This window comes from Pseudomonas sp. SMN5 (assembly GCF_052041925.1).
In the GTDB taxonomy this organism is placed as follows: Bacteria; Pseudomonadota; Gammaproteobacteria; order Pseudomonadales; family Pseudomonadaceae; genus Aquipseudomonas.
On sequence record NZ_JBKGGX010000004.1, the window covers coordinates 167424 to 181051 of the forward strand.

14 protein-coding genes are annotated in these 13628 nt (G+C 60.0%); 10 read left to right on the forward strand and 4 right to left on the reverse strand.

Annotation, left to right across the window (positions count from 1 at the left end; all coding sequences use genetic code 11):
- Positions 1-417: 417 nt before the first annotated feature.
- On the forward strand, positions 418-1737 hold the full coding sequence (locus tag ACLEJR_RS05715) for an OprD family porin (RefSeq protein ID WP_440795964.1): 1320 nt from the start codon (positions 418-420) through the stop codon (positions 1735-1737).
- A 63-nt stretch (positions 1738-1800) separates the two neighbouring features.
- On the opposite strand, the gene hepT is transcribed toward ACLEJR_RS05715, so the two are convergent.
- The gene (gene hepT / locus ACLEJR_RS05720; protein WP_440795962.1) at positions 1801-2229 is read right to left on the reverse strand and encodes a type VII toxin-antitoxin system HepT family RNase toxin; all 429 of its coding nucleotides are present in this window, start codon (positions 2227-2229) and stop codon (positions 1801-1803) included.
- Positions 2219-2614 (reverse strand): type VII toxin-antitoxin system MntA family adenylyltransferase antitoxin, encoded by a 396-nt coding sequence (gene mntA / locus ACLEJR_RS05725; RefSeq protein ID WP_440795960.1) that lies wholly within the window; start codon positions 2612-2614, stop codon positions 2219-2221. Before mntA ends, hepT begins: the two co-directional genes overlap by 11 nt.
- Before the next feature lie 343 nt (positions 2615-2957).
- Here mntA and ACLEJR_RS05730 point away from each other — a divergent pair, with 343 nt between their 5' ends.
- The 7 genes from ACLEJR_RS05730 (at position 2958) to ACLEJR_RS05760 (ending at position 8636) form a co-directional block, all read left to right on the forward strand.
- Complete coding sequence (locus ACLEJR_RS05730) at positions 2958-3596, forward strand: peroxiredoxin (RefSeq protein WP_440812667.1); 639 nt, start codon at positions 2958-2960, stop codon at positions 3594-3596.
- Between the two features lie 302 nt (positions 3597-3898).
- A complete protein-coding gene (gene ssuE, locus ACLEJR_RS05735) occupies positions 3899-4492 on the forward strand; it encodes an NADPH-dependent FMN reductase (protein WP_440795956.1) in 594 nt (197 codons plus the stop codon).
- Positions 4493-4582: 90 nt separating this feature from the next.
- Positions 4583-5548, forward strand: a complete 966-nt coding sequence (locus ACLEJR_RS05740) for a sulfonate ABC transporter substrate-binding protein (RefSeq protein WP_440795954.1) — start codon at positions 4583-4585, stop codon at positions 5546-5548.
- 25 nt (positions 5549-5573) lie between these two features.
- A complete protein-coding gene (ssuD, locus tag ACLEJR_RS05745) occupies positions 5574-6722 on the forward strand; it encodes an FMNH2-dependent alkanesulfonate monooxygenase (RefSeq protein WP_440795952.1) in 1149 nt (382 codons plus the stop codon).
- Between the two features lie 7 nt (positions 6723-6729).
- On the forward strand, positions 6730-7512 hold the full coding sequence (gene ssuC, locus ACLEJR_RS05750; RefSeq protein ID WP_440812670.1) for an aliphatic sulfonate ABC transporter permease SsuC: 783 nt from the start codon (positions 6730-6732) through the stop codon (positions 7510-7512).
- Positions 7509-8315 carry an aliphatic sulfonates ABC transporter ATP-binding protein gene (gene ssuB, locus ACLEJR_RS05755; RefSeq protein ID WP_440795948.1) on the forward strand — a complete coding sequence of 269 codons (807 nt, stop codon included), beginning with the start codon at positions 7509-7511 and terminating at the stop codon, positions 8313-8315. The genes ssuC and ssuB overlap by 4 nt, the downstream gene beginning before the upstream one ends.
- Positions 8316-8420: 105 nt before the next feature.
- Entirely contained in the window at positions 8421-8636 is a 216-nt protein-coding gene (locus ACLEJR_RS05760; RefSeq protein ID WP_007928303.1) for a TOBE domain-containing protein, read from the forward strand.
- A 144-nt stretch (positions 8637-8780) separates the two neighbouring features.
- Here the strand turns inward: ACLEJR_RS05760 and ACLEJR_RS05765 are convergent, their stop codons facing one another.
- Together ACLEJR_RS05765 and ACLEJR_RS05770 are read right to left on the reverse strand one after the other, a co-directional pair.
- Positions 8781-9419 carry a TetR/AcrR family transcriptional regulator gene (locus ACLEJR_RS05765; protein ID WP_440795946.1) on the reverse strand — a complete coding sequence of 213 codons (639 nt, stop codon included), beginning with the start codon at positions 9417-9419 and terminating at the stop codon, positions 8781-8783.
- Positions 9420-9746: 327 nt separating this feature from the next.
- Positions 9747-11123 (reverse strand): glutamine synthetase family protein, encoded by a 1377-nt coding sequence (locus tag ACLEJR_RS05770; RefSeq protein WP_304551690.1) that lies wholly within the window; start codon positions 11121-11123, stop codon positions 9747-9749.
- 278 nt (positions 11124-11401) lie between these two features.
- Between ACLEJR_RS05770 and ACLEJR_RS05775 the strand changes: the two genes are divergently transcribed.
- Positions 11402-12178 carry a gamma-glutamyl-gamma-aminobutyrate hydrolase family protein gene (locus ACLEJR_RS05775; RefSeq protein WP_440795943.1) on the forward strand — a complete coding sequence of 259 codons (777 nt, stop codon included), beginning with the start codon at positions 11402-11404 and terminating at the stop codon, positions 12176-12178.
- Between the two features lie 40 nt (positions 12179-12218).
- Positions 12219-13577, forward strand: a complete 1359-nt coding sequence (locus ACLEJR_RS05780) for a glutamine synthetase family protein (RefSeq protein ID WP_440812672.1) — start codon at positions 12219-12221, stop codon at positions 13575-13577.
- Positions 13578-13628 lie beyond the last annotated feature (51 nt).

The following is a 13628-nucleotide window of genomic DNA, read 5'->3' on the forward strand; positions in this document are numbered from 1 at the left end:
CTCTTTTTGACTTCAGACAATGAATTGTCGGTGGACGAAGCCCGAAGATTGCAGCCAGCAGCAACTGCGCTCCGCCGCAGCCCATGAGATAGAGCGTTCCACGTGCTGAAAAACTGCCGACGAAAGGACCGTTCAGCAATCCCCGGTCTGGCCGATATCCATATCTCAGTTTGACGATGCTTTGATGGCAGCTATATTTCAAAATAATCTGAAAACTATGGAAACAATTCTTTTTGGAATTATAAAGAATCCATTATTCTTCCGGCCGGTATCGCGGGGTTAGACCATGGTCGTAATCACAAATGGTTACGATTGACTTGCCAGTCACAGTCTGGCGCTAATCGCGCATCCGCGGATTCAGGGCATTCGACCCGGAACCAAAGAAACACAAGAATTAGAAAACGAGAGGAGCGAAGCATGAACAAGTCCACCTTGGCCCTGGCTGTGGCCGTTGGGGTATTGGCGCAGCAGGCAGGCGCCGCCGGTTTCATCGAAGACAGCAAGGCGTCTGTCAGTTCCCGCACGCTGTATTTCAATAACGATAACCACGACGGCGCCGAAGACCTGCGCGAAACGGGCACCGGCCTCAAGTTCGACTACAAGTCGGGCTTCACCCAAGGCGTCGTTGGTTTCGGTATCGACGCTCAGGCGTTGGTTGGCATTCGTCTCGATGGTGGGAGGGGGCGCAATAATGGCTCCTACATGCCAAGCGACACCGATGGTTCGGCAGTCCATGATTGGAGCCGTTTGTCGGGTAACGTGAAGGCGCTTTTCTCCAAGACCGAGGCTCACCTGGGTGGCGCACTGCAGCCTAACCTGCCGATCCTGGTGGCCAACGACAGCCGTCTGCTGCCACAGACCTTTGAAGGTGGCACCATCACCTCCAAGGAAATCGACAATGTGACCTTCAACGCCGGTCAGTTGGAACATGCCACTGGTCGTGCTTCGAGCAACAGCACCGGTCTGGCAGTGGCAGGCGGTACCGAGGACAGCAACCAGTTCCGTTTTGCCGGTGCTGACTGGAAAGTCACCAAAGACCTGACCCTGCAGTATTACTACGCCAACCTGCAAGACTATTACAAACAGCACTTCCTGGGCGCCGTACACGTTTTCCCGATCAGCGAAGGCCAATCCTTCAAGACCGACCTGCGTTACTTCGACAGCAGTTCGGATGGTCGTAACGGCGATGCGGGATACCGGTTCAACAACAACAATGGCTATGCCAAGACCCCGGGCGAGGTCGATAACAAGACCTGGAGCGCCATGTTCACTTATACCCTCGGCGGCAGCGCCTTCCTGCTGGGTCACCAGCAAGTCGGTGATGACGGCGGCTTCGTATACCTGAACCAAGGCAACGTCGTTAACGGCAACGGACGCCCAGAAGGTGCCGGTGGCGCGAGCTTTTACCTGTTCACCGACAGCATGATCAACGGGTTTGTCCGTGCCGGTGAAAACACCACCTTCGGTCAATACTCCTACGACTTCGCTTCCTTGGGCGTACCAGGCCTGAAAGCCTCGGTTGCCTACCTGCGTGGTGACGACGTCAAATCCGCCACCGCGGGTGGCAGCGATTACTCCGAGTGGGAACGCGACATGCGTGTGGATTACGTAATCCAGCAAGGCGCATTGAAAGGCTTCGGTACCACCCTTCGTCAGGGTACCTATCGTAGCAGCGGTGCAGGCGAAAGCCAGGATCAGACCCGTCTGATCTTCAACTACACCTACAACTTTATGTAAGGCGTAGAACCCAAAAAAGCCCCGCCCGGCGACATGCCCGGCGGGGCTTTTAGGTTTTCGGTGTCAGACGGCGGTCTCTGTCGAGTCCTTACGCAGTATGCACGCGCTGAACGCCAGGAAATCGCCCAGGTGCCGGGTAATGATGGCGATCAGGATGGGCAGTTGCAGTGCTTGGTAGTCATGCACAGCGATATTTCTGAAACCCACTATATTCTTCAGGTTTTTCACCAGGTCTTCGGCGATCCAGCCAGCTTGATAAAGCAACTCGAACACGTCCCGGGCACTTTGCGGGACGCCCAGGCGTTCGCGTCGAATCAGATGTTGCCCCATGTCCAGCGCCGCTTCACAGGCCCGCTGGATATTTAGAACCGCCGAATCCTGGCGGGTGAGGTCCGTGGCGAAGGTGGCAGGGTTCTTCTCGTACTCCTCCCTCACCCTGGCGACGCAGCGTTCAATACTCGCTGCTTTGTTGATCAGTACATCATCGGCCATACACGGAGCCTTTTTCCTGAATATCCTTGAGCAAGCCTGCTCGTGCTGCGTCGAAGGCGGTTTTTTCGCTGAGGATGAAACTCTCGTATAACCCGGCCTGTACGTCCCTGGCCCACAATCGCTGGCCTCGAGTCACGATCTGGTACTGCATCACGGTGGTTGTCGCACGCAGATCGATCAGATCCACCGGAACGTTGGCTATATCCGCCATATCTCCTGCAATCTGCCATAACCGCATCGGGTCTATTTCGCCGGATACGAGCACGGCCATATCGACATCGCTATCGGGGCCTGCGGTTCCTTGCGCATGGCTGCCAAACAGATACACCGCCAACAAGTCGGGTAATTGATCCTGCAGATGAATCAACAACGCTTGAATGTCCATGCCGCCTATCCTAGCCGCTCGTTCCGGCATCGGGTCAACAATTTGATAGGCATGTCAGGAAATGTTGAAACGAAAAAAAGCCCCGCCCGGCAACATGCCTGGCGGGGCTTTACGTTTTCGAGTCAGGCCCACCCCTGTAGCCTTTCTCGAAACGACTCCTCTTTTCAGCAACTCGAGGCCTTCTCGAACCTCGTCGCGGATCTTCGGCCCATTAGATAGGTCAGCGCCAGTGAACAGTTTTTTATATTCTTAATAGTTCTAGCTAGATCAATATTTATTCTTTTTAAAAGGACCAGAACCGAGGCACAGTCAGGTTCCACAACACCTCACAAGGAGCCGCACCATGAGCCTCAGACTCGGCGACATCGCCCCTGATTTCGAACAGGATTCCAGTGTCGGCAAAATCCGTTTCCACGAATGGCTCGGCGATAGCTGGGGCGTGCTGTTCTCTCATCCGGCGGACTTCACGCCGGTGTGCACCACCGAACTGGGATTCACCGCCAAGCTCAAGGATGAGTTCGCCAGGCGCGGCGTCAAGGCGATTGCCCTCTCGGTGGATCCTGTGGATTCCCACCACAAGTGGATCGAGGACATCAACGAGACCCAGAACACCGTGGTCAATTTCCCGATCCTGGCCGATGCCGATCGCAAGGTGTCGGACCTGTACGACCTGATCCATCCAAATGCCAGCGATACCTTGACCGTGCGCTCGCTGTTCGTGATCGACCCGAACAAGAAGGTTCGCCTGACCATCACCTACCCGGCCAGTACGGGCCGCAATTTCAACGAGATCCTGCGGGTGATCGATTCCCTGCAACTGACCGACAACCACAAAGTCGCCACCCCGGCCAATTGGCAGGACGGTGACGAAGTAGTGATCGTGCCGTCGCTCAAGGATGAAGAAGAGATCAAGCGGCGCTTCCCCAAAGGCTATCGGGCGGTGAAGCCCTATCTGCGCCTGACACCGCAACCGAATCGTTAATACAAAACCTGTGGGAGCGAGCTTGCTCGCGATGGCGGTGAAACAGTCGACATCGACGCTGCAGATCCAACGCCATCGCGAGCAAGCTCGCTCCCACAGGTTGGTCTTTTCTGTGCACAAGGGTTTTCGGCCGTTTCGACGGCCTTTTTTTTTGCGCTCAGGAAAGTTGACGACATATCTCTTTATTGAATAACTAAATGAATAAATATGATTTAAAGATATATAAATCGACTGTTATGGTTGGCTCCATACAGCGAGATCGCCCACCGCGAATCGCACGTGACATTTAAGGAATGGTTGGCATGTTGGTCGTCTCACTCGGTGGCAGTCCCAGCCAGCGATCCCGTTCCGGGGTGCTGCTGGAGCGTTCGCAACGCTGGTTGCAGCAGCAAGGTGTGGAAGTGGTGAGCTATCAGGTGCGCGATTTTCCGGCTGAAGACTTGCTGCATGCGCGTTTCGACAGCCCGAAGATCATCGACCTGCTCCAGCAGATCGAGAACGCCGACGGCCTGCTGATCGCAACGCCGGTGTACAAGGCCTCGTTTTCCGGTGCGCTGAAGACCGTGCTGGACCTGCTGCCCGAACGCGCCCTGAGCCATAAAGTCGTGCTACCCATGGCTACCGGCGGCAGCATCGCCCATATGCTGGCGGTGGATTACGCCCTCAAGCCCGTGCTGTCGGCGCTCAAGGCGCAGGAGATGCTTCATGGGATCTTCGCCGAGGACAACCAGATCGCTTATGGCGAAGGCAGCGCCCAGGCGCAATTGACGCCGGCCTTGCAGAAGCGCCTGGATGAGGCGCTGGAACAGTTTTTCAGCGCCATGGCCCGCCGGCCCCGGCCCTTGGACCCCCGCGTTTTGAATGAACGTTTGTTGAGTGCTCGCTGGAGCATCTGAATGTTGTAACCCCAGTTTCAACTCACCTTACTCAGCCGCCAACGGCCAAGCAGGTGCAGCCAAAACCCCACAGCAAAAAGGAGAGGCGCCATGCGCACTGTCATTTTGCGTCGCGGGCTGGTCGCTCTGTTTACTGCGGCTGTGTCCTTCGGCGCCACGATCCAGGCTCAAGCCGAGACCTTGCGGATCGGTTATCAGAAATACGGCACCCTGGTGCTACTCAAGGCCAAGGGCACTCTGGAAAAACGCCTCGCGGCCCAAGGCGTGGACGTGCAATGGACCGAGTTTCCCGGCGGTCCGCAATTGCTGGAAGGCCTGAACGTCGGCTCGATCGACTTCGGCGTGACCGGTGAAACCCCGCCGGTGTTTGCCCAGGCGGCCGGCGCCGACTTGCTTTACGTCGCCTACGAGCCTCCGGCGCCCGACAGCGAGGCGATCCTGGTGCCCAAGGGCTCGCCGATCCAGTCGGTACAAGACCTCAAGGGCAAGAAAGTCGCGCTCAACAAGGGTTCCAACGTCCATTACCTGTTGGTGCGAGCGCTGGAAGACGCCGGCCTCGAATATTCCGACATCCAGACGGTCTTCCTGCCGCCGGCCGATGCCCGCGCCGCATTCGAGCGCGGCAGTGTCGACGCCTGGGTGATCTGGGACCCGTACCAGGCCGCCGCCGAACAACAATTGCAGGCCCGCACCCTGCGTGATGGCAAAGGCATCGTCGACAACCATCAGTTCTACCTCGCCACCAAGCCCTATGCGCAAAAGCATCCACAGGTCATTACCGCCTTGGTGGACGAAGTGCGCGCAGTCGGCGAGTGGTCCAAGGCCAACCCCGAAGACGTGACCAGACAGGTGTCGCCACTGCTCGGCCTGCCCGCCGACATCACCCTGACCTCGGTCAAGCGCCAAGGCTACGGGGCGCTGTTCCTCAGCCCGGACGTGGCGGCGGCGCAGCAGAAAATCGCCGACAGCTTCTATCAGCTCAAATTGATTCCCAAGCCCTTGAGCATCAAGGACGTGATCTGGACGCCGCCAGCGGCGGTTGCGAACGCGCAGTAATTCGATCCCTTCAGGAGACCACTCCATGAGCCTCAATATTTTCTGGTTCCTGCCTACCCACGGCGACGGCCATTACCTTGGCACCGCCGAAGGCGCTCGCGCCGTCGACCACGGCTACTTGCAACAGATTGCCCAGGCGGCGGATCGGTTGGGTTTCGGCGGTGTGCTGATCCCCACCGGGCGCTCTTGCGAGGACTCCTGGCTGGTGGCCGCTTCGCTGATTCCGGTCACCCAGCGCCTGAAATTCCTGGTTGCCCTTCGCCCCGGAATCATTTCCCCGACGGTGGCGGCGCGCCAGGCTGCGACGCTGGACCGGTTGTCCGGCGGGCGGGCGTTATTCAATCTGGTCACCGGCGGCGACCCGGATGAGCTGGCGGGCGATGGCCTGTTCCTCGACCACGAGCAGCGCTACCAGGCTTCGGTGGAATTCACCCGCATCTGGCGCCGGGTGCTGGAAGGCGAGACCGTGGATTACGACGGCGAGCACATCAGCGTGAAGGGCGCCAAGTTGCTCTATCCACCGATCCAGCAGCCGCGCCCACCGCTGTATTTCGGCGGTTCTTCCGAAGCGGCCCAGGACCTGGCGGCCGAGCAGGTGGAAATGGTCCTGACCTGGGGCGAGCCGCCCGAGGCCGTTGCGGAAAAAATCGCTCAGGTCCGAGCCAAGGCCGCGAAGCTGGGCCGTACCGTGCGCTTCGGCATCCGCCTGCATGTGATCGTACGGGAAACCAATGCCGAAGCCTGGCAAGCCGCGAACCGGCTGATCTCCCATCTGGACGACGACACCATCGCCCGCGCGCAGGCTTCTTTGGCGCGCTTCGATTCGGTGGGGCAGCAACGCATGGCCGCGCTACACGGCGGTCGTCGCGACAAGCTGGAGGTCAGCCCCAATCTCTGGGCCGGCGTCGGCCTGGTGCGTGGCGGTGCCGGCACCGCGCTGGTGGGCGATGGTCCTACCGTGGCGGCGCGGGTCAAGGAATATGCCGAGCTGGGCATCGATACGTTCATCTTCTCGGGTTATCCACATCTGGAAGAATCCTACCGCGTGGCGGAGTTGCTGTTCCCGCACCTGGACGTCGAACGCCCGCAATTGCCGAAGAGCGGTGGTTACGTGAGCCCGTTCGGTGAAATGGTCGCCAACGATATCCTTCCCAAAGCCGCATCCCAGAGCTGAGGCGGCCATGAAGAAAGTTATCCACAACCTGGCGCCCTGGGCGGTGCCGCTGCTGTTGCTGGCGGTGTGGCAGCTGTCGGTCTCGGCCGGCTGGCTGTCCACACGGATCCTGCCGGCACCGGTGGCGGTGATCGAGGCCGGGATCAATCTGGTGCGCAGCGGCGAGATCTGGACACACTTGGCCATCAGCGGCTGGCGCGCGGCGGTCGGGTTCCTGATCGGTGGCGGTATCGGCCTGACCCTGGGCTTCATCACTGGCTTGTCGAAATGGGGCGAGCGGCTGCTGGACAGTTCAGTGCAAATGGTCAGGAACGTACCGCACCTCGCGCTGATCCCGCTGGTGATCCTGTGGTTCGGCATCGATGAGTCGGCGAAGATTTTCCTGGTGGCCCTGGGCACGCTGTTTCCGATCTACCTCAATACCTACCACGGGATCCGCAACGTCGATCCGGCATTGGTGGAGATGTCCCGTAGCTACGGCTTGTCCGGTTTCAGCCTGTTCTGGCAGGTGATCCTGCCGGGTGCCTTGCCTTCGATCCTGGTGGGCGTGCGGTTTGCCCTGGGCTTCATGTGGCTGACGCTGATTGTGGCGGAAACCATTTCCGCCAGCTCCGGCATCGGCTACCTGGCAATGAATGCCCGGGAGTTCCTGCAAACCGACGTGGTGGTGTTGGCGATTCTGCTGTACGCGGTGCTCGGCAAACTGGCCGACCTTGCAGCCCGAGGACTTGAGCGAGTGTGGCTGCGCTGGCATCCGGCGTACCAGGTCAACAAGGGAGGTGTCGCATGACTGCACAACAACCTCCGCGTCTGCTGCGCGGCATCCCCCTGGCGGTGCGCAAGTTGCAAAAGACCTTCGGCTCGCGCCAGGTGCTGCGCGACATTGACCTGCACATCCCCGCCGGGCAATTCGTGGCGGTGGTCGGCCGCAGCGGCTGTGGCAAAAGTACCTTGCTGCGCCTGCTGGCCGGCCTGGATCAGCCGTCTGACGGCCAGCTGCTGGCCGGCTCGGCGCCGCTGAGCGCTGCACAGCAGGACACTCGACTGATGTTCCAGGAAGCGCGCTTGCTGCCCTGGAAAAAAATCATCGACAACGTCGGTCTCGGGCTCAAGGGCAACTGGCGGCCGCAAGCGCTACAGGCACTGGAAGCCGTAGGCCTGGCCGACCGCGCCGAGGAATGGCCGGCGGCGCTGTCCGGCGGGCAGAAACAACGGGTGGCCCTGGCCCGCGCATTGATCCATCAGCCGCGCCTGCTGTTGCTCGACGAACCATTGGGAGCGCTCGACGCCCTGACCCGGATCGAGATGCAACAGTTGATCGAAAACCTTTGGCAGCAACATGGCTTCACCGTGCTGCTGGTGACCCACGACGTCAGCGAAGCAGTGGCGATTGCCGACCGGGTGATCCTGATCGAAGACGGCCAGATCGGCCTTGACCTGGCCATCGACCTGCCACGCCCCCGGGCCCGTGGCTCTCATCGGCTGGCGGCGCTGGAAACCGAAGTCCTCAACCGCGTGTTGTCCTTGCCCGGCCAACTCCCGGAACCCGAACCCGTTTCACCCCTGCCCACGCAGCTGCGTTGGGCGCAATGAAGCGGCTGCAAGCTTCAGGCCTCAAGCCGCAAGTGAGGCCGAGCGCTTTTACTTGCAGCTTGTAGCTCGCCACTTGCAGCTCATTTCGACCCCAGGAGAAATAACATGACTATCAAAGCCATCAACGTACGCAACCAGTTCAAAGGCACCATCAAGGAAATCGTCGAAGGCGACGTGCTCTCGGAAATCGACGTGCAGACCGCTTCCGGCATCGTCACTTCGGTCATCACCACCCGTTCGGTCAGGGAGCTTGAGCTGGCCATCGGTAGCGAAGTCATCGCTTTCGTTAAATCCACCGAGGTGTCGATCGCCAAGTTGTGAGCGATGCTTTACCCGCAGCCCCGGACGGCGTGAGCCCTCTGGGGCTTTTCTATGGATGAAGGATCAAACGTCGTTAAATCGGTGGAAGCAAAGCTTGCTGGCGATTGGGCATGACCGTCGAGCGAGCTTTGCTCCCACGGGGCATCAGCCGATGGCGTGTCGCTTGGGCAGGTAGGGCGGCAGGTACAACCCCAGGTACGCATCGAATACCCGCATGCCTTCCTCGGCCATTCGCGGGGTGATCTGCTCGTGTTGTTGTACCGAGCGGGCGTAGACGCGGTCGCCCAGTTCCATGGCCAAGGCGAAGACGTCGATGTCGGTGGGCAGGGTCGGCAGCTCGAAATGGCGGTCGAACAGTTTGTGCATCAGCTCGCCCAGTTCGAGGTCGTGCTGGCGGTCGGCCTGGGTGACTTCGGTCAGGCCGTGCTGGGCCAGGATCAATTGGCGAGCGGCGGCGTCCTGGCTGTAGATGGTGAGCATGCGCTGCTCCACCAGGCGCGACAGGTCACGCCAATGGTGCAGTGCTGTGTGGTCGATCGGCGCCTGCAGGCATGCACGAAAGGCTGCATGGACATCGGCGGTCAGGGCTTGGAGCAGGGCCGGGACGCTGGCGAAGAAGTGATAGACGGAGGAGGGCGGAATCGCGGCGCGCTCGGCGACGCTGTAGATCGACAGGCTGGCCACGCCTTCGGCGGCAAGCAGCGTACGGGCGGCATCGAGAATCGAATCGATCCGGGCCTGGCTGCGTGCGCGGGGTTTGCGAGGGGTGGCGATGCGCGTCATGGAGGGCTCCTGCGGGACTGCGGGCATTGTACGCAGAGCGAGCGGAGGGTCCATAGCGGCGTATGTGAGGAAAAAATCCCTGTGGCGAGGGAGCTTGCTCCCGCTGGGCTGCGAAGCAGCCCCTAAATCAGTCGCCGCGGTATCTGAAGTCGATCGATCAAGCTTTTTTGGGGCTGCTGCGCAGCCCAGCGGGAGCAAGCTCCCTCGCCACGGTCTTGTGTCTGGCCGGACCATTGTGGAGGCAGCCAATTCATCATCTGGATTGAACAGCCATAAAAAACGCCGCAGCCCGTGAAGGCCTGCGGCGTTTCTTCTTACCACCACCGCTTACACGGTATGCAGGTACCAGTTGTACTCAAGGTCGGAGATGGAGTGTTCGAACTCCTCCAGTTCGCTTTCCTTGCAGGCCACGAAGATATCGATGTATTTCGGATCGATGTACTTGGCCATGACTTCGCTGTCGTCCAGCTCGCGCAGGGCATCGCGCAGGTTGTTCGGCAGGCTTTGCTCATTCTGCTCGTAGCTGTTGCCTTCCACCGGGGCGCCGGGCTCGATCTTGTTGACCAGGCCATGGTGTACGCCAGCCAATACGGAAGCCATCAGCAGGTACGGGTTGGCGTCGGCGCCGGCCACGCGGTGTTCCAGGCGCACGGCATCGGCGGAGCCGGTGGGTACGCGCAAGGCCACGGTTCGGTTGTCCAGGCCCCAGGTCGGTGAGTTCGGCACGTAGAACTGTGCGCCGAAGCGCCGGTAGGAGTTGACGTTCGGGCAGAGGAAGGCCATCTGCGCGGGCAGGGTCTCGAGCACACCGCCGATCGCGTGACGCAGCGCGGCGTTCTGCTCGGGATCCTCGCTGGCAAAGATGTTCTTGCCGTCTTTGTCCAGGACCGAAATGTGAACGTGCAGACCATTGCCCGCCTGGCCCGGATACGGCTTGGCCATGAAGGTGGTGTCCATTTCATGGTCGTAGGCGATGTTCTTGATCAGGCGCTTGAGCAGTACCGCATAGTCGCAGGCCTTGATCGGGTCGGCCACGTGATGCAGGTTCACTTCGAACTGCGCCGGAGCACTTTCCTTGACGATGGCATCGGCAGGAATGCCTTGCTCCTTGGCTCCTTCCAGGATGTCCTGGAGGCAGTCGACGTATTCGTCGAGGTCGTCGATCAGGTAGACCTGGGTCGAGTGCGGGCGTTTGCCGGAGATCGGTGAGCGGGGCGGCTGTGGGCGGCCATTCACGTTCTCCTGGTCGATCAGGTAGAACTCCAGTTCGAAGGCGGCGCAGATGGTCAGGCCCAGCTCATCGAACTTGGTCACGACCTGGCGCAGGACTTCACGCGGGTCGGCGAAGAAGGGCTCGCCTTCGAGCTCGTGCATGGTCATCAGCAACTGCGCGGTAGGGCGCTTCTGCCAGGGTTCGTTGGACAGGGTGCCGGGGATCGGATAGCAGATGCGGTCGGCATCGCCGATGTCCAGGCCCAGGCCAGTGCTTTCCACTGTCGAGCCGTTGATGTCCAGGGCAAAGAGGGAGGCCGGCAGGTTGATGCCTTTCTCGTAAACCTTGTGGAGGCTGGTGCGTTCGATGCGCTTGCCGCGCACCACACCATTCATATCCGCAATCAGAAGGTCAACGTACAGAACCTCAGGATGTTCCTTAAGGAACGCGTTCGCTTCGTTAAGCTGAACGGCACGCGGGGGTACCGACATGATGCAACACCTTTGTTGTTAAAAATATCAATCATTGATCTTTTCGAAACCCAGTCAACCCGAACGGCATGCCGAAGTCAAGCAGGGCCTTTTTTGCCCTAAAAAAGCACTTGCTGGGCTTTTTTGGGGCAATTTAGGGCGTTTTTTTCCCTTTAGAGGGCTTGGCGCCCGCAGGCTTGAGCGGGCCGTGTTGTATTTTTTACGGGGGTGTTGTGTAAAAAAATGAACAAGGCTAAGCTCGATTCAAACCCATAACAGCAATAATACCGGGGTGCTTCATGTCTCGCCTGCCGTTAATCGGCGTTACCACCTGCTCCAGGCAGATCGGTCTGCATGCGTATCACGTCAGCGGCGACAAGTATTCACGAGCTGTCGCAACGGCCGCCAAGGGCCTGCCCCTGCTGATTCCTTCCCTCGCGGACCTGGTCCCGCCGTCCGATATTCTGGACGCCCTGGATGGCCTGCTTTTCACCGGCTCTCCTTCCAATGTAGAACCTTTTCATTACCAGGGCCCGGCCAGTGCGCCAGGCACTGCTCATGATCCTGCACGGGACGCCACCACCCTGCCGCTGATTCGCGCCGCTGTCGAGGCAGGTGTACCGGTGCTGGGTATTTGCCGCGGTTTCCAGGAAATGAACGTAGCCTTTGGCGGCAGCCTGCATCAGAAAGTTCATGAAGTCGGAACCTTTATCGATCACCGTGAAGACGACACCCAGGCGGTGGACGTCCAGTACGGTCCGGCCCACGCCATGCATATCCAGCCGGGCGGTATTCTCGCCGGCCTGGGCCTGCCGGCACTGATCGATGTCAACTCGATCCACGGCCAGGGCATCGAGCGCCTGGCACCGGGGTTGCGGGTCGAGGCGCTGGCGCCGGATGGCCTGATCGAGGCTGTTTCGGTTATACAGGGCAAGGCTTTTGCTTTAGGAGTGCAATGGCACCCCGAATGGGCGGTAAGCTCCAACCCGCACTACCTTGCGATTTTCCAGGCATTTGGCGATGCCTGCCGAGCAAGGGCAACACAACGCGACGCCGATGCGTCAAACAACGCCTGACGACTAATAGCAGTCAGGAAACTCACGCCTAGAGGCATTTATGAGTAACAACCTCGACCAGCTCACCGATTGGTTGAAAGACCACAAGATCACAGAAGTCGAATGCATGATTGGCGACCTGACCGGCATCACCCGGGGCAAGATCTCGCCGACCAACAAGTTCATCGCCGAGAAAGGCATGCGCCTGCCCGAGAGCGTCCTGCTCCAGACCGTGACGGGCGACTATGTCGAAGACGACATCTATTACGAACTGCTCGACCCCGCCGACATCGACATGATGTGCCGCCCGGACGAAAACGCAGTGTTCCTGGTGCCCTGGGCCATCGAGCCCACCGCTCAGGTGATCCACGATTCCTACGACAAGCAGGGCAACCCCATCGAGCTGTCGCCGCGCAACGTGCTCAAGAAGGTGCTCAAGCTCTACGCCGACAAGGGCTGGCAGCCGATTGTCGCGCCGGAAATGGAGTTCTACCTGACCAAGCGCAGCGACGACCCGGACTTCCCGTTGCAACCGCCCGTGGGCCGCTCCGGTCGCCCGGAAACCGGTCGCCAGTCGTTCTCGATCGAAGCGGCCAACGAATTCGACCCGCTGTTCGAAGACGTCTACGACTGGTGCGAATTGCAGGAGCTGGACCTCGACACCTTGATTCACGAAGACGGCACGGCGCAGATGGAAATCAACTTCCGTCACGGCGACGCGCTGTCCCTGGCCGACCAGATCCTGGTGTTCAAGCGCACCATGCGCGAGGCGGCGCTCAAGCACAACGTGGCCGCGACCTTCATGGCCAAGCCCATGACCGGCGAGCCGGGCAGTGCGATGCACCTGCACCAGAGCATCATCGACAAGGAAACCGGCAAGAACGTCTTCTCCAATGAAGACGGGACCATGAGCGACCTGTTCCTGCACCACATCGGCGGCCTGCAGAAGTTCATTCCCGAGCTGTTGCCGCTGTTCGCCCCCAACGTCAACTCGTTCCGCCGCTTCCTGCCGGACACTTCGGCGCCGGTGAACGTGGAGTGGGGCGAAGAGAACCGCACCGTCGGCCTGCGCGTGCCGGACGCCGTGCCACAGAACCGCCGGGTGGAAAATCGCCTGCCGGGCGCCGACGCCAACCCGTACCTGGCGATTGCCGCCAGCCTGCTGTGTGGCTTCATCGGCATGGTCGAAGGCATCAACCCGAGTGCGCCGGTGGTGGGGCGCGGTTATGAGCGTCGCAACCTGCGCCTGCCGCTGACCATTGAAGACGCCCTGGAGCGCATGGAAAACAGCGCGACCATCGAGAAGTACCTGGGCAAGAAATTCATCACTGGCTACGTCGCGGTCAAGCGGGCCGAGCATGAAAACTTCAAGCGCGTCATCAGTTCGTGGGAGCGGGAATTCCTGCTCTTTGCCGTCTGAGGCGCCGGGCGAGACAGCGGCGCTGTCTCGCCCCCACCGATATAAAAGGAG